The following is a 17807-nucleotide window of genomic DNA, read 5'->3' on the forward strand; positions in this document are numbered from 1 at the left end:
ACGGGGCGGGCCTCCGGCGGATCAGCCGATGCGGGTCCCCGTCCCGGTCACCCTGATCCGCGTGTCGCCCGGCCTCAGCTCGACGGTGAGGGTGCCGGGACGGCCCATGTCGGCACCCTGGTGCAGCGTGAGGACCGCGTCGTGCGGGGCGAGGCCGAGCTCGCGCGCGTACGCACCGAAGGCGGCCGCCGCCGCGCCCGTCGCCGGGTCCTCGACGACGCCGCCGACCGGGAACGGGTCACGGACGTGGAAGACCGTGCCGGACTCCCGCCACACCAGCTGGACGGTCGTCAGGCCGAGGCGGTGCATGAGGGTTTCCAGACGGGCGAAGTCGTACGACAGGTCCGCCAGCCGTTCCCGGGTCGCGGCGGCCAGCACCAGGTGGCGGGCGCCCGCGTAGGCGATGCGGGGCGGCAGCGCGGGGTCCAGCTCGGTGGCCGGCCAGTCCAGGGCGGCCAGGGTCTCCGTCAGGTCCTCGGGCGCGATGTCCGTGATGTGCGGTTCGACGCTGGTGAGGGTCGCGCGGAGCTCGTCGCCCTCGCGGGCGACGGTGACGGGGACCGTGCCGGCGGGAGTGGAGAACACCAGATCGCCCGGACCGTCCCGCTCGGCGAGCGCGATGGCGGCGGCCACCGTGGCATGGCCGCAGAAGGGGACCTCGGCCTTCGGGCTGAAGTAGCGGACGGTGTGACCGCCCCGGCCGTCCGGCGCGGTGAGGAACGCCGACTCGCTGTAACCCAGCTCCGCGGCCACGGCGAGCATCGCCGCGTCGTCGAGCGTGGAGGCGTCCAGGACGACCCCCGCGGGGTTGCCCCCGGCGGGGTCGGCGGAGAACGCGGTGTAGCGGAGGACTTCGACGCCGGGACGTGAACTCATGCCGCAGGTCAACCGAGGAGTGGCGGCGGGCATTCCCGGTGGCGCCTTCGGAGCTCTCCGGGGGCCTCCCCGCTTCCCGGCGTCTTCTCCACCGCGCCTCAGGGGGACTCGCGGTGACTGCGCGCGGGGTCCCCCGGGTTCTCGCGGGGCGGCCCGGGGCCCTGCCCCCCCGGACCACCCCGCCCGGCCGCTCCCGCGCCCCGGCCGCGGCGGCCCGTTCACATGCGGTCAGTGGCAGACCTTCACGCCGCTGCCCTTCCCCCAGGAGCAGGAGTCCAGGAGCGCACCGGACGGCTTGAACAGCCGGGCCCTGTCGCCGGTGTTGTTCCAGACGTACGAGCCGCGGTTCCAGTACACGTGTGCCCCGGCGTTCCTGCCCTTGCCGGTGTGGATCCGGACCGTCTTCCCTGCGGCGACGGTGAAGGCGGGGAAGGTGTACGTGTAGCCGGTGTCGTCCTTCAGCCTGTAGCCCTTGAGCTGCAGTCCGGACTTGCCGTTGTTGTGGAGGTCCACGTACTCGGCGTTGAGGGACGTGTTCGTCCGGGTGCCCTTGCCCGGGCTGTCGTACTGGATCTTGCCGAGGTGCGGACCGCCCTGGTGGGAGGCCGCCGAGGCCGGGGCCGTGGCGAGGAGCGAGCCGGCCAGTGCGGTGGCGGCGGCCAGGGCGAGGGGCGCGGCGGTGGATATGCGCATACTGTGTGGTCCTTCTGTGTGCATCCGGTGAAGGCCAGCAGCATACGGGCGGCCCGCACCTGCCCGGGGCCTTATCGGGAAACTCGCGATCTCCGTCGATCGGGGCCGGCTTCCGGGCGTGCGCGGACCGCGACGGATCAACCCCGGCCCACGTACGGCATGGCTGTGGCCAGCACCGTCGCGAACTGGACATTGGCCTCCAGCGGCAGCTCCGCCATGTGCAGGACCGTCCGGGCCACGTCGTCCGCCGCCATGACCGGCTCGGCCGCCACCTGCCCGCCGGCCTGGAGGACGCCCGTGCTCATCCGCTCCGTCATGTCGGTCGCCGCGTTGCCGACGTCGATCTGTCCGCAGGCGATCCGGTACGGCCGGCCGTCCAGCGACAGCGACTTGGTCAGACCGGTCACCGCGTGCTTCGTCGCCGTGTAGGCGATGGACCGCGGCCGCGGCACGTGGGCGGAGACGGAGCCGTTGTTGATGATCCGGCCACCCTGCGGATCCTGCTCCTTCATCACGCGGTACGCCGCCTGCGCGCACAGGAAGGTCCCCGTCAGGTTGACGTCCACCACCGTCCGCCAGTCCTCGTACGCGAGGTCCTCGACCGGTACCGAACCCGGCCCGAAGGTCCCCGCGTTGTTGAAGAGCAGGTCCAGCCGGCCGAAACGCTCCCGTACGGAGGTGAAGAGCGCGGCCACCTCCTCCGGGACGCTCACGTCGGTGGGCAGGCACGTCGTGGGGCCGGGCCCGGCGGCTGCGGCCGTCTCCTCCAGGGCAGCGGCCCGCCGCCCCGCCAGGGCCACGGTCCAGCCGGCACCCGAAAGGGTGAGGGCGACCGCCCTGCCGATCCCCGATCCCGCACCTGTGACGACAGCGGTCTTCTGCTCAGCGTTCATGGCCCGGCAGCGTAGCGGGAGGTTTCGCGGCGGCCGGCACCCGGTGCTCATCGCACCGCCATAAGGATGTTGTGTACCCGCCAACGGTAAGTCGTCGCCCCGCACTCCAATGCCTCTGACAACATCCGGCAGGGGAGGGGCACATGACACCCGCACAGAACAGCAGGCCGTCCGGCCGGCACGGCCATTCCGCCGAGCTGCGCAGCGCCGCGCAGAGGTTCGGCTCCGGGGTGGGCCGCCGCCGTTTCCTCACCGTCACCGGTGCCGCCGCCGCCCTGGCCTTCGCCGTCGACCTGCCGGGTGCGGGTACGGCGGCCGCCGCCGAGCTGGACGCCCGCAGGATCACCGAGGACCCCTTCACCCTCGGCGTGGCGTCCGGGGACCCGCTGCCGGATTCCGTCCTGCTGTGGACGAGACTCGCGCCCCGCCCGTACGAGGCCGACGGCGGGCTGCCCGCCGAGCGCGTCGGGGTCCGCTGGGAGATCGCCCGCGACGAGCGCTTCCGGCGGGTCGTCCGGCGCGGGTCCGCCACCGCCCACCCGGAATTCGGGCACAGCGTCCATGTGGACGTGAACGGCCTCGACTCCGACCGGAACTTCTACTACCGCTTCCGCGCCGGCAACTGGACCAGCCCCGCCGGCCGCACCCGCACCGCGCCCGCCCGCCATGCCCGCAACAGCTCCCTGGCCCTGGCCGCCGTATCCTGCCAGGCGTACCACGACGGCTACTTCACCGCCTACCAGCACCTCGCGGACGAGGACGTCGACGTGGTCTTCCACCTCGGCGACTACCTCTACGAGTACGCGGTCAGCGCCGTCGGCGGCGCCCGCAACTACACCGACCGCGTCCTGCCGGACCACTACGCCCGGGAGACGCTCACGCTGGAGGACTACCGCATGCGGTACGGCCTCTACAAGTCCGACCCCGACCTGCGCGCCGCCCACGCCGCGCACCCCTTCGTCGTCACCTGGGACGACCACGAGACCGAGAACAACTACGCGGGCGGCACTCCGGAGAACAGCGTCCCCCCGGAGGAGTTCCTCCTGCGCAGGGCAGCCGCCTACCGCGCGTACTGGGAGAACCAGCCACTGCGCACCCCCCAGCGCCCCACCGGCCCCGACATGCGGCTCTACCGCCGGCTGCGCTTCGGCCGGCTCGCCCAGTTCGACATCCTCGACACCCGCCAGTACCGCAGCAACCAGGCGTACGGCGACGGCTGGAAGGTCCCCGGACCGGAGTCCGAGGACCCCTCGCGCACCATGACGGGCGCCGCCCAGGAGCGCTGGCTGCTCGACGGCTGGAAGACCTCGGACGCCCGGTGGAACGTCGTACCGCAGCAGGTCACCTTCGCCCGGCGGCGCGACGTGCCGGACGGCGCCTACAAGCTGTCCATGGACTCGTGGGACGGCTACCCCGCCTCCCGGCAGCGCGTCATGGACGGCGCGGAGGCCGCCGGGATCGAGAACCTGATGGTCCTGACCGGCGACGTGCACGTCGGCTACGGCTTCGACCTCAAGAAGGACTTCGACGACCCGGCGTCGCGGACCGTCGGCACGGAGGTCGTGGCCACCTCGATCAGCAGCGGCAAGGACGGCTCCGAGAAGCCGGCCAACTGGAACAACCTGACCCGGGCCAACCCGCACATGAAGTTCTACGACGGCCGCCGCGGTTACGCGCTCGTCACCCTCGGTACGGAGCAGGCGCGCGCCGACTTCCGCACGGTGCCGGCGGTCACCACCCCCGGCGCGCCGGTCAGTACGGCCGCCTCATTCGTGACCGAGGCCGGGAACCCGGGGCTCACCCCCGCGTGACCCGGCCCCGGCCCGCGCGAGGTCAGCCGAGGTCGTCCGCCGGATAGCGGACGCCGATACGGTCGCGCACCGTGTCGAGCGTCCGCATGACGGCGAGCGAACCCTCCAGCGGCACCAGCGGGGACTCCTTCTCACCCGCCAGGAGCGCGCGCGTCACCTCGGCCGCCTCGTACTGCATGCCTGAAAGGCCCTGCGGCCCCGGGCCCGTGACGACCTTCTCGGGTTCCCGGCCCGGCCGGTGCAGGAGGAAGTGCTCCGGGTGGAAGAAACCCTGCGGGAAGTCGATCCGCCCCGCCGTGCCGGTGACCGACGCGACGGTCGGCAGGTCCCCGACGATCGAGCAGCTCAGCAGCGCGGTGGCACCCGAGTCCCAGCCCAGCAGCATCCCGGTGTTCAGGTCGACACCCTCCGGGGACAGCAGCGCGTCGGCCTGCACCCGGTCCGGCTCACCCAGCAGGAGCTGGGCGAACGACACCGGATAGACCCCGAGGTCCAGCAGTGCGCCACCCCCCAGTGCCCGGTCGCGCAGCCGGTGCTCGGCCCCGAACGTTCCCGCGAAGCCGAAGTCGGCCTGCACCGTGCGGATCTCGCCGATCGCGCCGTCCCGCACCAGCTCCGTCATCCGGCGGATGAGCGGATTGCAGTACGTCCACATGGCTTCCATCAGGAACAGCCCGCGCTCCCGGGCCAGATCCACCAGCTCCCGCGCCTCACGCTCGTTGAGCGTGAACGCCTTCTCGCACAACACGTGCTTGCCGGCCTCCAGCGCGAGCCCGGCCGCCTCCCGGTGCGCGGAGTGCGGGGTGGCGACGTAGACGACATCGACGGAGTCGTCGGCGACGAGCTCGGCCCAGCTGCCGTACGCCCGCTCGATCCCGAACCGTTCGGCGAAGACCTTCGCGGAGGCCTCGGAGCGGGACGCGACCGCCACGACCTCGGCCCCGGAATCCTTCATCGCCAGCAGATCCCCCGTGAAGGTCGCGGCTATGCCACCCGTCGCCAGTACACCCCAACGCACAGTCCCGCTCATGCCCGCCCGCCCTCACCCGAAAAAGGTATCGACCACTACGACTGACCTGAGAGCATAGATGCGGATTCAACGAAGCGGAGACGAGGATGCCGGACAGCGGCGCGAGCCGGGCCCAGCAAGGACAAGAACACATACCGACAAGCAGCAAGGGCGCCGCACAGGACGCCACGGCCATCGCCACCCCCACCGCAGTGGGTGCCCCGGCCGCCCCCCTCCCCACCCTGCCGGGCAGCCCGGCCACCTCCACGACCACCGCACGACGGGCAGGCCTCCTGGTCACCCTCGTGCTGGGCGGGCTCACCGCACTGCCGCCCCTCTCCATGGACATGTACCTCCCGGCACTCCCGGAGGTCACCGACGCGCTGCACGCCCCGGCCGCGACCGTCCAGCTCACCCTGACGGCCTGCCTCCTGGGCATGGCGCTCGGCCAGCTCGTCGTCGGACCCATGAGCGACCGCTGGGGCCGGCGCACCCCGCTGCTCCTCGGCATGGTCGTCTACGTGATCGCCACCGCGATCTGCGCGGTCGCCCCCACCGCGGAACTCCTCATCGGTTTCCGCCTCCTCCAGGGCCTGGCCGGCGCCGCCGGCATCGTGATCTCCCGGGCGGTCGTCCGTGACCTCTACGACGGCGACGAGATGGCCCGGTTCTTCTCCACCCTGATGCTGATCTCGGGAGTGGCACCCGTCATCGCGCCCGTGATCGGCGGACAGGTCCTCCAGTTCACGGACTGGCGCGGCATCTTCGTCGTCCTCACCGGCGTCGGCGTGCTGCTCACCCTCGTCGTCTGGAAGTGGCTCCACGAGACGCTCCCCGCCGCACAGCGCCACACCGGCGGTGTCGGCGACGCGCTGCGCACCATGCGCGGGCTGCTGGCCGACCGGGTGTTCACCGGGTACATGGTCGCGGGCAGCCTCGCCTTCGCCGCGCTCTTCGCCTATGTGAGCGCCTCCCCGTTCGTCGTCCAGGAGATCTACGGCGCCTCGCCGCAGACCTTCAGCCTGCTCTTCGGGATCAATTCCGTCGGCCTGATCGCCGTCGGCCAGATCAACGGCAAGCTGCTCGTCGGAAGGGTCAGCCTGGACAAGGCACTCGGTTTCGGCCTCGCCGTCATCTCCGTCGCGGCGATCGCCCTGCTGCTGATGACCTCAGGGGTCTTCGGCGAGGCAGGCCTGCTGCCGGTGGCCGCCGGGCTGTTCGTGCTCATGTCGGCGATGGGCCTGGCGATGCCCAACACCAACACCCAGGCCCTCATGCGCACCAGGCACGCGGCCGGTTCGGCCTCCGCGCTGCTGGGGACGAGCCAGTTCCTGATCGGTGCCATCGCCTCACCCCTGGTCGGGATCGCGGGTGAGAAGACCGCTGTGCCGATGGCCGTCGTGCAGGTGGTCTGCGCACTGTCCGCGGTGGCGTGCTTCCTGCTGTTGTGCAGGCCGTGGCAGAACACGGGCGCCGTGCGGAAACCGGCCCCCAAGGGCTGAACGGCTCCCTGCGGGGACGGAGTCGCGAAGACCCGGGCGGGACGGTCCGCCCGGGCCTCCGCACGCCCGGGTCCGGCCGGTTCCGTCGTGGCCACGGGGCGGAAGGGGGTGCCGGAGGGTTCAGCCCACGCGCGGGTAGCCCAGCAGGCGCAGCCGGCCCTCACGGTCCGTCCAGCGGAAGACGCCGACGCCGGAGGTCTCCTCCTCGGGCAGCCGCGTGTTCGGTGGCAGTGCCTCGACGCCCCAGGTCGTGAAGCTCATCCTGACCGGACCGCGGCCCTCGCCGTCCAGTGCCTCGTCCGCGTCGCGCGCGGTCGTCGCGCCGTAGGCGCTGCCGCCGTCCGTCACGGACACGAGCGTCAGCCGCGCCGCGCCGCCCTCCTCCTCGAAACAGAACCCCTTCCCCGCCTCCAGGTCGAAGGCCAGGTTCCCCGCCACCAGGTAATCCCCCGAGGGCGAGACGACGGCCTGCGGATAGCGTCCCGGCTCCATGGCCGGCGTGTGGCACTCCACCGATACGACAGGCTTCCCGCCCACCGCGTCGTGGACCGTCCACATCTGATGCGTGGCGGCCCGCTTCGCACCCTCGGGGAGCTGCCACTTCGCCAGGACCAGGCCCGGCGCCACGGAGGTCGGCACCCCTGTCGCCGGGTCGGCGCCCTTCGGCGCGTTCCCCCTGCTGAACCAGCCGCCCCGCACCCAGAATTCGCGGACCCCGCTCAGCAGCAGGCCCTTCGCCGTCTGCCCGCGCACCTCGGTGAGCTGCTTGCAGGCCGTGCAGCCCCTCGGGTACGCCACCGCGGACGCGGCGATCCTGGACACCTCACCGCTGACCGGATCCACGACCGCGCTGTTCGCCCCGCCGTCGCTGATCAGGACTCCAGGACCGGTCGTCGTGACGGTCGGCGCCCCGGTCCACGGCACCTCGACGCGCCGGCGCTCCCCGTCCACCACGTCGTACACGTCGAGGGACACGAAGGTCTCCGAGGGGATGAGCCCGTCACCGGCCCTCCCGAAGGACCAGGTGACGAAGAACTGCCGGTCGTCCTTGGCGACAATGAGCAGCTTCGGGAAGCCCGGCGGGTCCGGCGGCCGCCAGGCCTCGCCGGTCCAGCCGGCCCGGCCGGTCTCCGTGTCGAGGGTCCGCAGCCGGTAACGGTGGCCGGAGACCTCCTCGAGGTAGGCCAGCCGGCCCGTCGTGTGGGAGACGGCGTGATCGGGCCCCGCGCCGACGACCTCCCAGCCGCGCCGCGTCGTGTACTCCGGGGGCACGGCCAGCCGCGTCGCGGGACCGGTGCTCTTCCCGGCGGGCTTCTCCGGCCTGCCCTCGGTTTCGCCGCCGCCCCCGCACGTCGCGAGCAGAAGGAGCAGGGCGAGGACGAGCACCCCGCCCACCAGCGCCAGGCGTACGATCCTCTGTCTCATGGTCCCCCCCGACGAGCCAACGCCTGAGCATTCCCCGTACACGGCGTCGGTCAGCGTAACAACGGGCCCACGCAGGAAAGCAGTTCGGTTCCGCGGCCGTTGCGTCCCGGTTCGGTGCCGGACCACCGGACTGCGGGGAGAGGGGCCGCAGTGCCTACAATTCGGCGGTGAACGCCACTCTCCCCACCGCGGAAGCCCTGCGTGCGGCGCTGGCCGTCCTGCTCGACGGGCTGCCCCCGACGCAGGCCGCGCAGGCCGTCGACCGGCTGATCGCCAGCTACCGCGGGACCACCCCCACCGACGCCCCGATCCTGCGGGACCGCTCGGACGCCGTCGCGTACGCCGCGTACCGGATGCCCGCGACGTTCGAGGCCGTACGGTCCTGCCTCGCCGCCCTCCGCGACGCCGCGCCGGACTGGGTGCCCGCCACCCACACCGACATCGGGGGCGGCACGGGCGCGGCGAGCTGGGCGGTCGCCGGAGCCTGGGACGGGCCGCGGACGACGGTCCTGGACTGGTCCGAGCCCGCCCTCGCGCTCGGACGTGAGCTGGCCGGGGCCTCCGGCATCCCCGCGCTGCGGGCCGCCACCTGGGAACGGGCGAGGATCGGCGCGTCACCGGCTCCGGCACCCACGGACCTGGTGACCGTCTCGTACGTACTCAAGGAGCTCACGGCAGGGGACCGGGCCGCGGTGGTGGACGCCGCCGCGACAGCCGCGCAGGCCGTGGTGATCGTGGAACCCGGCACCCCCGACGGATACGACCGGATCATCGAGGCCCGCGACCGGCTGATCGCCGCCGGACTGACCGTCGCCGCACCCTGCCCGCACGACGACGCGTGCCCCATCGAGCGCGGCACGGACTGGTGCCACTTCTCGGCGCGGGTCAGCCGCTCGTCCCTGCACCGCCGGGTCAAGGGCGGCTCGCTCAGCCACGAGGACGAGAAGTTCAGCTATGTCGTGGCGACACGGTTCGCCACCGATCCGGTCACCGCCCGGGTCGTCCGCAGGCCGCAGATCCGCAAGGGCCAGGTGCTGCTGGAGCTCTGCACCCGGGACGAGGGCCTGCAGCGCGCCACGGTCACCAAGCGGCACGGCACGCTCTACCGTGCCGCCCGGGACACCGCGTGGGGCGACCCCTGGCCGCCGCCCGGGAACGCCTAGGCCCGCAGCTCCTGGGTGCAGCACTTCACGCTGCCGCCGCCCTTGAGCAGCTCGCCCAGATCCATCGGGACCGGCTCGAAGCCCCGGTCCCGCAGCGGGCCGAAGAGCCCCGTGGCGGCCTGCGGGAGCAGCACGTGCCGCCCGTCGCTGACCGCGTTGAGGCCCAGCGAGGCGGCGTCCGCCTCGCCGGCCAGCAGGGCGTCGGGGAAGAGCCGGGCCAGCACGGACCGGCTGCCCGGCGAGAAGGCCCCGGGGTAGTACATGATCTCGTCGGCCGTGTCGTCGAGCACACACAGCGCCGTGTCCAGGTGGTAATAGCGCGGATCCACCAGATCGAGCCCGATCACCGGGCGCCCGAAGAACTCCTGGGCCTCGTCGTGGGACAGCGGACTGGAGCGGAAGCCCCGGCCGGCCAGCACGTACGAGGCGGTCACGGCGAAATCACCCTCGCCCTCGTTGACGTGGGCCGGCTCGTGGATCTCGGTGAAACCGTTGGCCCGGAACCACTCCCGGTGCGCCTCGGCCTCCGCGTACCGCTCCCGGTAGGCGAACAGGGCGCCGAGCACCCGGCCGTCGATCACGGTGGCCCCGTTGGCGGCGAACACCATGTCGGGCAGATCGGGCCGGGGGGTGAGGAGCTCCACGGTGTGGCCGAGCGACCGGTAGCGGTCGCGCAGGTCCTCCCACTGGGTGGTGGCCAGCGGGAGGTCCACCGGTTTGGACGGGTCCATCCACGGGTTGATGGAGTACGTCACCTGGAAGTGGGCCGGGGCGCACATCAGGTAGCGACGAGGGGTGGCGTCACGGGTCAATGCAGGCTCCTCACGAACGGCGGCCGCGGCCGCGGAACGGTGGGATGCGCACGGGGTGGGTGCGTGAGTTCATGGTGCGCCGAGCCGGGCTGTCGCACAGTGATCCGTTCGGGTGGTTCGCAGGAGGGGCCGGGCGCCGGTCAAGACGATACGTATCGGGCCGTGAGCCGTAGGCTTGCCGGATGTCACCTCACAAGGCCCCCGACTCCAGCCGTCGCAGCGACCGCTCCCGCCGCGCGATCCACGACGCCGCGCTCGCACTGGTCGGCGAGGTGGGGTACGCCAGGACGACGATCGAGGGCATCGCCGCCCGGGCCGGGGTCGGCAAACAGACGATCTACCGGTGGTGGCCGTCCAAGGCGGCCGTGCTCATGGACGCCTTCCTCGACATGAACGCCCGGCAGGCGGAGGGGGTGGAGGAGGCCGGGGCCGACGGCGGGTACGGCATCCCGGACACCGGGGACCTGGCGGCCGACCTCAGGCTGGTCCTGCGGGCCACGGTGGACGAACTGAACGATCCGGCCACCGAGGCCCCCACCCGGGCCCTGGCCGCCGAGGGCATCATCGACCCGGCACTCGGGGCCCAGTTCGTCGAGAATCTGCTCGAACCCCAGCTCCAGCTGTACGTCACACGCCTGCGCGCCGCACAGGAGGCCGGAGAGGTCCGCGCGGACATCGATCCGCGCATCGCGCTGGAGCTCCTGGTCGCCCCGCTCACCCACCGCTGGCTGCTGAGAACGCTTCCGCTCACCCACGCGTACGCGGACGCGGTCGTCGACCACACGCTGCGCGGGCTCTTCGACCGGCCGTGAAGCAGGTGTGCATTCCATGACATTCCGTACGGGCACGGCGGCCCGCACCCACCGTCCCGAGGACCCCGCTCGGGAACTCCGGCCCCCCGGGGAGCAGGATGGTGCGACCATGGAGAGGTAACCGCTGAGGTGAGGGGATAGATGGGCGCCGATTCCGGCCGCTATCGCGGCACAGAGGGCAGGATTTCCCAGTGGCTGCGCAGGCGGCCGAAGCCACAGCCGGTGGCCGACGACGCGGCGCGGCTGGCGCTGCTCCTGGCCGTGGCCGAGGCCGGTATGCCGATCTCACCCGCCGCACACCCGTCCGGTTACCGGTGCTCGTGTGAACGCGTCGGCTGTCCCACCCCCGCGCGGCACCCCCTCTCGTTCGCCTGGCAGACGCAGTCCACGACGGACCGCGCGCAGATCGAGCGCTGGGCGGAGAACCAGCCGCTGGCCAACTTCATCACCGCGACGGGTCTGGTCCACGACGTCCTCGACGTCCCCCTCGCAGCAGGAAGCGCGGCCCTGGAGCGGCTCCTCGCGGCGGGCATCGACGTCGGCCCCGTGGCCCGGTCCGGCACCGACCGGATGCTCTTCTTCACCGCCACCCGCGGCACCCCCGACGACGAGGACGAGTGGTGGCCGTGCGAGCTGGACTGCCACCCCGAGACCATGGACGAGCATCCCGGGCTCCGCTGGCACTGCCGCGGCAGCTACGTCCTCCTGCCGCCCGCGCGGCTCCCCGGCGAGCTGGACGTGCACTGGATCCGTGGCCCGGAGAACCCGCTGCCCGACCCGCTGACCCTGCTCGAGACGCTCACCGACGCCTGCGCCCAGTACGCGGACACGGCCGACGCGAGTGACCTCGACCACGATTCGGTGCCCTGGCCGCTCAGCCGCTGAGAGCGACCGCCGGCGGCCGCCCCCGCCCGCCGGGGCCCGGGCGCGCGCCCGGGCCGTGGCGGTCAGGAGCCCTGGGCCGCCACCAGGCCGGGCAGCCGGTTCAGCACGCGTACCTTGCCGCCCGTACCCGCCGCGTCCCCCGCGCTCTTCCCGGGTACGTAGACCAGCTGGCTCGACACCCGCTCCTTGGTGAGGGTGTTCTTCACCTCGCCGGTCAGCAGCGCCCGCACGTCCGCGGTCACCGTCGGCCGCAGCCCCCGCGCCGCCGTCTGCCGCTCGAAGTGCTTGCTGCTGAAGAAGACCAGGGCCCCGCCGTCCTCCGTCGTCAGACCCAGCGGCGCGAACGTCCCGGAATCCAGCGCCTGGTCGACGTACTGATAGGAGAAGCCCGCCCTGCGGGTGTTCTTCCGCGCCTCCCGCCAGCCCGACGTCATCGACCCCGGAGCGAACACGTCCGGCGCTCCGTCCCTGAGGTAGTCGGTGTACGTGGTGCTCAGGTCGGCCGTCGGGGTGACCAGCGCGGCGTCCGCGTCCGCCGAGGGCACGGGCTGCGCCCAGCCGTCGGCGTCCTTGCGGAACTCCGGGACCTCGGACGTGGAGGCGACCGCCAGGTAGGCGGCCTTCCACGACGCGTCCGGCCCGGTGCGGACGAACGCCAGCAGCCAGCGGGTGTCCTGCTCGCCGCCGTCCTGGTCGCGATTGGAGTCGGTGTCCGCGACGAACCAGCGCGGCCAGCCCGCCTTCTCGGGTATGACGTAGGAGGCGTCGGTCAGCTCCAGCGGCTGGTGCCGCGCGTTGCCCTCCGGGCTGTTCTTCCGCCGAGCGGTCAGACCGGCCTGGTTGATCGCGCCGAGCGAACCGGTCACCCGGTCCGCGTCGAGCGCCGGATCGTACGCCTTGTCCGCCTTGTTGTACGCGACGGTGAAGTCCTCCAGGGCCTTCGCGGCCTCGGCCCTCGTCGCTCCCGGCACGACTTCCAGTTCACCGTGCACCGTCACGCAGCCGCCCGCCGTCACGACCAGTACCGTCGCCGTCGCGAGCCCCGCCGCCAGTCGACCCAGCCTTCTCATCCGTTGCCTTCTGCGCCTTCTGATCCGTCGTCCGCACTGACCGCCTGAACCCTACCGGGGACAGGAACCGCACGAACGCGGGGATGAGATACGGCGCCCGACCGTGACATCGGGAGGCCCCGCACGGTGCTTGAATGCGCATGTGAACGACTTCGAGGTACCCGAAGGCATCGACGTCCTGCGTGTGTTCTGCGGTCCGGACGGCCGCCACGGCAACGCGCTGGGCGTCGTGCGCGACGGGCGCAGGTATCCCGGTAACGAGTCCCGGCAGGTCCTCGCACGGAAGCTCGGCTTCAGCGAGACGGTGTTCGTGGACGACCCGGAGCGGGGCACCGTCGACATCCGTACGCCCGGGCTGCGGCTGCCCTTCGCGGGGCACCCGCTCGTCGGCGCGGCCTGGCTGCTCGACCTGGAGGTCCTGGAGTTGTCCGTCGGTGATGTGACGGCACGTCAGGACGGCGAGTTCACCTGGATCACGGCCCGCCCGGAATGGGCGGCGCCGAGGAAGCTGGAGCGGTACGCGTCGGCCGCGGAGGTCGAGGAACTGACGGGCCCGCCGGCGGGCGAGGGCTGGCTCTACGTCTGGGCCTGGGAGGACGAGGCCGCCGGCCGTGTGCGGGCGCGGGCCTTCCCCCGGCGCCATGACGCGTGTGGCGACAGCCACTCCGGTGGGGCCGGGGCGTGCGCCGGAGGGGTGGAGGAGGACGAGGCGACGGGCGCGGCGGCCATGCTGCTGAGCGCCGAACTCGGCCGGGCCCTCAACATCACACAGGGGCGCGGCTCCCAGATCCTCACCGCACCCGCGCCGGACGGCATGATGGAGATCGGGGGCCGCGTCGCCCTGGTGTCCGCCTCCTGACTACGCGCCGAGCGGGAAGGCCTCCCCCAGTTCACGGAAGACGGCGGTGTTCAGCGCGAAGGCGCGCCTGCACTCGTCGACGATGCGCTGCTTCTCCAGATCGTCCGCGTTCACCGCGTCCAGCAGTTCCCGGTACTCCCGCTTGAAGGCGGCAGGGTTGGGGATCTGCTCGAACACGTAGAAGCGGACCCCGTCGCCCTTGCGCTCGAAGCCCCAGGTCCTCTCCGCCGTGCCGCGGATGATCTGGCCGCCCGAGAGGTCGCCGAGGTAGCGGGTGTAATGGTGCGCTATGTATCCGGCGGGCCACTCGCGGGCGCACCGGGTGACCCGCGCGGCGTACGCGGCGGTGGCGGGCAGGGGCTCCAGCCCCTCACGCCATCCCTCGCCCCGCAGGTGGGCGAGGTCGCGCTCCAGTTCCGCCGTGCGCATCAGCTCCGGCTGGACGAAGGGCCCGGCGACCGGGTCCTCGCGCAGGGCCTGCGCACCGTCCTCCAGCGCCCGGTAGACGAACCACAGCTGCTCGGTGTAGCGCGTGTACGCGTCCACGCCGAGACGTCCGCCGAGCATGTCGCTCATGAAGGCCGAGGACTCGGCCTCCGTGTGCTGCTCGTGCGAAGCGGTGCGGATGAGCGTCGAGAAAGGTGTGGTGGTGGCGGTCGGGTCCAAGACGGGCCTCCGGGGGACCGAGGGGACGGGAAGTCCGGACGGAAACATGCATACCGGCAGCAGCCGTGCACGCTGCCGCGCACCGATACGATGATCCTCCTGCTTAGGTTTACCTAAGTCAACAGGTTCCCGACTGCCTGTCGGTAAGACGGCCCGTCACGGAAGCGTCAGGATGTCCGCCCCGGTCTCCGTCACCACCAGTGTGTGCTCGAACTGCGCGGTCCGCTTCCGGTCCTTCGTCACGACGGTCCAGCCGTCGTCCCACATGTCGTAGTCGTGGGCCCCGAGCGTCAGCATCGGCTCGATGGTGAAGGTCATCCCGGGCCGCATCACGGTCGTCGCGTGCGGGCTGTCGTAGTGCGGGATGATCAGGCCGGAGTGGAACGAGCTGTTGATCCCGTGCCCGGTGAAGTCCCGCACCACCCCGTAGCCGAACCGCTTCGCGTACGACTCGATGACGCGCCCGATCACGTTGATCTGCCTTCCGGGCCGCACGGCCTTGATGGCGCGGTTCAGTGACTCCCGGGTGCGCTCCACGAGGAGCCGGGACTCCTCGTCGACGTCCCCGCACAGGTAGGTGGCGTTGTTGTCGCCGTGCACGCCGTTGATGTACGCGGTGACATCGAGGTTCACGATGTCACCGTCCCGCAGGACGGTGGAGTCGGGGATGCCGTGGCAGATGACCTCGTTGAGCGAGGTGCAGAGCGACTTCGGGAAGCCGCGGTATCCGAGGGTCGACGGGTATGCCCCGTGGTCCACCATGAACTCGTGGGCGACCCTGTCGAGTTCGTCGGTGGTGACCCCCGGGGCGATGTGCTTGGCGGCCTCCTCCATCGCCTGGGCCGCGATGCGTCCCGCGATCCGCATGCGCTCCACGGTGTCGGAGTCCTGGACCTCCGGCCCGGTGTACGGCGCGGGGGCGGGCTTCCCCACGTACTCGGGACGCCGGATCCTTCCGGGAACGGAGCGGACGGGAGTGATCTCCCCTGGTACGAGAAGCGACTGGCCAGACATGCCAGCGAGTCTAACCAGCGTGTGCGGGGCACCATGGCAACGAGGAAAGGATCCCGCAATGGCCCTGTTCAAGAAGCGCACGGTGGGCAAACCGGGCGAATGGTACTACTGCCTGGAGCACAAGAAGGTCGAGGAAGGCCCCGAATGCCCGGGGAAGGACCGATTCGGCCCGTACGCCACCCCGGGGGAGGCGCAGCACGCGATGGACACGGCGCGTGAGCGGAACCTCGAGTGGGAGAACGACCCGAAGTGGCACGACCGCTCGGACCGGCCGGCGGACGGGACACCGGGCTGAGGGCTCTCGTCCGGATCACGCCGTGCTCGTGGGAGTCTCTTCCGGGCCGACGCTCGCGGCGCGCCGTCGTGCGGCGTCCTCGTCCGTCCCGGAGTCGTACGTGAGGAGCTTCGGCAGCGCCGCAGCCAGCAGCGCGACCGAAGCGACACACGCCACCCCGCCCGTCCAGATCGCGGTCCGGGTCCCGGTCCAGCCCGCCATCGCGCCCGCTCTTACCTGACCGAGCTGAGGGCCGACGCTGTACGAGAGGACCTCGATCCCCGCCAGCCTGCCCCGCAGTTCGTCGGGGATCGTCTGGTTCCAGATCGTGGAGCGTCCGAGCCCGCTCAGCATGTCGCCCGCGCCGGCGACCCCCAGACAGCAGAGCACCAGCCAGACGTTTCCGAACCATCCGGCCGCCGCGATCGCCAGGCCCCACACCGCCGCGCCGCCCACGACGAACAGTCCGTGCCGGCGTACCCGCGAGGTCCAGCCGCTGGTCAGCCCGAGCGCCAGCGAGCCCACCGACCCCGCGGCGTACATCAGGCCCAGCGACCACTCCGCATCCAGCTCGTCCGCCAGGAACGGGAAGATCGTGTTCGGGAAGGCGAAGAGCATCGCCGCCAGGTCGATCGCGTACGTCCCCAGCAGGACGGGCCGGCTCCAGGCGTGGCGCGCGCCCTCGGCGATCCCGCGCAGCGACGGCTTCTCGGCGTCGTGGGCGGGGGGAGCCGACGACAGCTTCAAGCACAGCAGTACCGAAACGGCGAAGGTGACGACGGTGACGCCGTACGCGGTGGCGTGGCCGGCGTAGGCCACCACGACGCCCGCCAGGGAAGGGCCCGCGATCGCACCGACCTGCCAGCGCAGCGAGTTCAGCGCGGCGGCCGCGGTCTGCTGGCCGTGCGGCACGATCCGGGCCATCAGCGAGTCCAGCGCGGGCCGCTGGAGTCCGGCCAGTGCGGAGACCCCGCCGGCCACCAGGTACAGCGGCCAGAGCGCGGGCTCGGGTGCGAGGGCGTTCACCAGCAGCACGACGGCCAGCAGGCCGAGCCCGGCCTCCGTACCCAGGATGACCTTGCGCCGGTCGGCCGAGTCGGCCAGCGCGCCCCCGTACAGTCCGAAGACCACCAGGGGCACGAGCTCCACCGCTCCCATGGCCCCGACCGCGAGCGGCGACCCGGTGAGGTCCTTGATCTGCAGCGGCAGGGCGATCAGGGCCATGAAGCTGCCGAAGTAGGTGATCAGCCCCTGGACCCACAACAACCGGAAGTCGGCGGAGGAACGCCAGGGCGTGAGGTCGGGCAGCAGACGAGAGGTCACGGGGGGACATGCTCTGCGGCCCCGGCCGTCCCGGCAACCGGATTTCCCCCTACGGCCGGAGCGGGCCCGTCACCAGCGGGCCGGCGGCGGGGCGATCAGCTGGTCGGCCAGGCGGGAGAGGCGGTCGCGGAACGTGCGACGGCCCCGGGAAGCCGGGGCGCAGTTCTCTCCCGCCGCAGCGCTGACCAGGTGCTGGACCGTGTCCAGGTCGATCTCGTCGTCGTCGCGGACCGTGAGCGCCTCGTGGGCGAGGCCCCGCACCTCCGGATCACCGCCGTCCAGGGTGAGCACGGTCGCCCCCGAGCGCCGCGCGTCGTGCACGCGTTCCAGCAGGCCGCAGTCCGCCCGCCCGGGCGCCACCACGAGCAGCGTCTCGCCGCGCCCGGCCGCCTCGATCCGGCCCAGACCGACGGCCAGGTGCGCCGGGTCGTCCGGCTCCACCCGGTGGCGCACGAGCGTGGGCCGCAGCTGCGGCAGGTCCGACCACGTGGACTCGTCCACCAGGTGCGCGGCCATGTGCCACGGCTCGTAGACCTCGGTCCCCACCAGCAGCAGCCCGCCGCCCTGCGGCACGACCGACGCCTGCAGGGCGCGGGCGAACCCCCGGGCCGCCGCGGGCCACTGCGTCCCGGCGAGCACGTCACGCAGCAGGGCGACACGTACGGCATCCATGGCCCGGCATCATGCCTCCGTCCCGGCCCGTACGGCTGCCCGATCGCC

17 protein-coding genes and 1 pseudogene are annotated in these 17807 nt (G+C 72.2%); 7 read left to right on the plus strand and 11 right to left on the minus strand.

Features of this window, described 5'->3' with window-relative positions; genetic code table 11:
* Positions 1-21: 21 nt before the first annotated feature.
* The 3 genes from ACF1FZ_RS06560 to ACF1FZ_RS06570 all read right to left on the minus strand — a co-directional run bounded on the left by ACF1FZ_RS06560 (position 22) and on the right by ACF1FZ_RS06570 (position 2462).
* Positions 22-876 (minus strand): PhzF family phenazine biosynthesis protein, encoded by an 855-nt coding sequence (locus ACF1FZ_RS06560; protein ID WP_391772258.1) that lies wholly within the window; start codon positions 874-876, stop codon positions 22-24.
* A gap of 228 nt (positions 877-1104) precedes the next feature.
* Complete coding sequence (locus tag ACF1FZ_RS06565) at positions 1105-1569, minus strand: lamin tail domain-containing protein (RefSeq protein ID WP_391772259.1); 465 nt, start codon at positions 1567-1569, stop codon at positions 1105-1107.
* A 137-nt stretch (positions 1570-1706) separates the two neighbouring features.
* Positions 1707-2462, minus strand: a complete 756-nt coding sequence (locus ACF1FZ_RS06570) for an SDR family oxidoreductase (RefSeq protein WP_391772260.1) — start codon at positions 2460-2462, stop codon at positions 1707-1709.
* Between the two features lie 143 nt (positions 2463-2605).
* Between ACF1FZ_RS06570 and ACF1FZ_RS06575 the strand changes: the two genes are divergently transcribed.
* Positions 2606-4273: an alkaline phosphatase D family protein gene (locus ACF1FZ_RS06575; protein ID WP_391772261.1), complete on the plus strand. Its 1668-nt coding sequence runs from the start codon at positions 2606-2608 to the stop codon at positions 4271-4273.
* 22 nt (positions 4274-4295) lie between these two features.
* On the opposite strand, the gene ACF1FZ_RS06580 is transcribed toward ACF1FZ_RS06575, so the two are convergent.
* On the minus strand, positions 4296-5303 hold the full coding sequence (locus ACF1FZ_RS06580) for a Gfo/Idh/MocA family protein (RefSeq protein ID WP_391772262.1): 1008 nt from the start codon (positions 5301-5303) through the stop codon (positions 4296-4298).
* A gap of 86 nt (positions 5304-5389) precedes the next feature.
* On the opposite strand from ACF1FZ_RS06580, the gene ACF1FZ_RS06585 reads away from it, so the two are divergent.
* The gene (locus tag ACF1FZ_RS06585) at positions 5390-6784 is read left to right on the plus strand and encodes a Bcr/CflA family multidrug efflux MFS transporter (RefSeq protein ID WP_391772263.1); all 1395 of its coding nucleotides are present in this window, start codon (positions 5390-5392) and stop codon (positions 6782-6784) included.
* A gap of 120 nt (positions 6785-6904) precedes the next feature.
* Here ACF1FZ_RS06585 and ACF1FZ_RS06590 read toward each other — a convergent pair whose 3' ends face one another.
* Positions 6905-8209 carry a hypothetical protein gene (locus ACF1FZ_RS06590; protein WP_391772264.1) on the minus strand — a complete coding sequence of 435 codons (1305 nt, stop codon included), beginning with the start codon at positions 8207-8209 and terminating at the stop codon, positions 6905-6907.
* 167 nt (positions 8210-8376) lie between these two features.
* On the opposite strand from ACF1FZ_RS06590, the gene ACF1FZ_RS06595 reads away from it, so the two are divergent.
* On the plus strand, positions 8377-9372 hold the full coding sequence (locus tag ACF1FZ_RS06595; RefSeq protein WP_391772265.1) for a small ribosomal subunit Rsm22 family protein: 996 nt from the start codon (positions 8377-8379) through the stop codon (positions 9370-9372).
* On the opposite strand, the pseudogene ddaH reads toward ACF1FZ_RS06595, so the two are convergent.
* A pseudogene (gene ddaH, locus ACF1FZ_RS06600) lies at positions 9369-10205 on the minus strand (dimethylargininase); the annotation flags it as partial. The gene ACF1FZ_RS06595 and the pseudogene ddaH sit on opposite strands and share 4 nt — an antisense overlap.
* A 161-nt stretch (positions 10206-10366) precedes the next feature.
* Between ddaH and ACF1FZ_RS06605 the strand changes: the two are divergent.
* Positions 10367-10996, plus strand: a complete 630-nt coding sequence (locus ACF1FZ_RS06605) for a TetR/AcrR family transcriptional regulator (protein ID WP_391772266.1) — start codon at positions 10367-10369, stop codon at positions 10994-10996.
* A 141-nt stretch (positions 10997-11137) separates the two neighbouring features.
* On the plus strand, positions 11138-11881 hold the full coding sequence (locus ACF1FZ_RS06610; RefSeq protein WP_391772267.1) for a bifunctional DNA primase/polymerase: 744 nt from the start codon (positions 11138-11140) through the stop codon (positions 11879-11881).
* A gap of 62 nt (positions 11882-11943) precedes the next feature.
* Here the strand turns inward: ACF1FZ_RS06610 and ACF1FZ_RS06615 are convergent, their stop codons facing one another.
* A complete protein-coding gene (locus tag ACF1FZ_RS06615; protein WP_391772268.1) occupies positions 11944-12951 on the minus strand; it encodes a hypothetical protein in 1008 nt (335 codons plus the stop codon).
* Between the two features lie 142 nt (positions 12952-13093).
* Here ACF1FZ_RS06615 and ACF1FZ_RS06620 point away from each other — a divergent pair, with 142 nt between their 5' ends.
* Positions 13094-13810, plus strand: a complete 717-nt coding sequence (locus tag ACF1FZ_RS06620; protein ID WP_391772269.1) for a PhzF family phenazine biosynthesis protein — start codon at positions 13094-13096, stop codon at positions 13808-13810.
* On the opposite strand, the gene ACF1FZ_RS06625 is transcribed toward ACF1FZ_RS06620, so the two are convergent.
* A complete protein-coding gene (locus tag ACF1FZ_RS06625) occupies positions 13811-14476 on the minus strand; it encodes a heme oxygenase (biliverdin-producing) (protein WP_391772270.1) in 666 nt (221 codons plus the stop codon).
* A 156-nt stretch (positions 14477-14632) separates the two neighbouring features.
* Entirely contained in the window at positions 14633-15490 is an 858-nt protein-coding gene (gene map / locus ACF1FZ_RS06630) for a type I methionyl aminopeptidase (protein ID WP_391772271.1), read from the minus strand.
* A 58-nt stretch (positions 15491-15548) separates the two neighbouring features.
* Here map and ACF1FZ_RS06635 point away from each other — a divergent pair, with 58 nt between their 5' ends.
* Positions 15549-15785: a hypothetical protein gene (locus ACF1FZ_RS06635; protein ID WP_391772272.1), complete on the plus strand. Its 237-nt coding sequence runs from the start codon at positions 15549-15551 to the stop codon at positions 15783-15785.
* Between the two features lie 15 nt (positions 15786-15800).
* Here the strand turns inward: ACF1FZ_RS06635 and ACF1FZ_RS06640 are convergent, their stop codons facing one another.
* Both ACF1FZ_RS06640 and ACF1FZ_RS06645 read right to left on the minus strand, forming a co-directional pair.
* The gene (locus tag ACF1FZ_RS06640) at positions 15801-17087 is read right to left on the minus strand and encodes an MFS transporter (RefSeq protein WP_391772273.1); all 1287 of its coding nucleotides are present in this window, start codon (positions 17085-17087) and stop codon (positions 15801-15803) included.
* Positions 17088-17156: 69 nt separating this feature from the next.
* Positions 17157-17759 carry a hypothetical protein gene (locus ACF1FZ_RS06645; RefSeq protein WP_391772274.1) on the minus strand — a complete coding sequence of 201 codons (603 nt, stop codon included), beginning with the start codon at positions 17757-17759 and terminating at the stop codon, positions 17157-17159.
* Between the last annotated feature and the right edge of the window lie 48 nt (positions 17760-17807).

Origin of the sequence: Streptomyces sp. NPDC014623, from assembly GCF_043088245.1 — a bacterium.
GTDB lineage: Bacteria > Actinomycetota > Actinomycetes > Streptomycetales > Streptomycetaceae > Streptomyces.

Bases quoted from the DNA above. Each gene is read 5' to 3' on its own strand.
- ACF1FZ_RS06610 (WP_391772267.1), top strand. From the start codon at position 11,138: ATGGGCGCCGATTCCGGCCGCTATCGCGGCACAGAGGGCAGGATTTCC.
- ACF1FZ_RS06635 (WP_391772272.1), top strand. From the start codon at position 15,549: ATGGCCCTGTTCAAGAAGCGCACGGTGGGCAAACCGGGCGAATGGTAC.
- ACF1FZ_RS06585 (WP_391772263.1), top strand. From the start codon at position 5,390: ATGCCGGACAGCGGCGCGAGCCGGGCCCAGCAAGGACAAGAACACATA.
- ACF1FZ_RS06615 (WP_391772268.1), bottom strand. From the start codon at position 12,951: ATGAGAAGGCTGGGTCGACTGGCGGCGGGGCTCGCGACGGCGACGGTA.
- ACF1FZ_RS06605 (WP_391772266.1), top strand. From the start codon at position 10,367: ATGTCACCTCACAAGGCCCCCGACTCCAGCCGTCGCAGCGACCGCTCC.
- ACF1FZ_RS06560 (WP_391772258.1), bottom strand. From the start codon at position 876: ATGAGTTCACGTCCCGGCGTCGAAGTCCTCCGCTACACCGCGTTCTCC.
- ACF1FZ_RS06575 (WP_391772261.1), top strand. From the start codon at position 2,606: ATGACACCCGCACAGAACAGCAGGCCGTCCGGCCGGCACGGCCATTCC.
- ACF1FZ_RS06645 (WP_391772274.1), bottom strand. From the start codon at position 17,759: ATGGATGCCGTACGTGTCGCCCTGCTGCGTGACGTGCTCGCCGGGACG.
- ACF1FZ_RS06565 (WP_391772259.1), bottom strand. From the start codon at position 1,569: ATGCGCATATCCACCGCCGCGCCCCTCGCCCTGGCCGCCGCCACCGCA.
- ACF1FZ_RS06590 (WP_391772264.1), bottom strand. From the start codon at position 8,209: ATGAGACAGAGGATCGTACGCCTGGCGCTGGTGGGCGGGGTGCTCGTC.
- ACF1FZ_RS06580 (WP_391772262.1), bottom strand. From the start codon at position 5,303: ATGAGCGGGACTGTGCGTTGGGGTGTACTGGCGACGGGTGGCATAGCC.
- ACF1FZ_RS06570 (WP_391772260.1), bottom strand. From the start codon at position 2,462: ATGAACGCTGAGCAGAAGACCGCTGTCGTCACAGGTGCGGGATCGGGG.
- map (WP_391772271.1), bottom strand. From the start codon at position 15,490: ATGTCTGGCCAGTCGCTTCTCGTACCAGGGGAGATCACTCCCGTCCGC.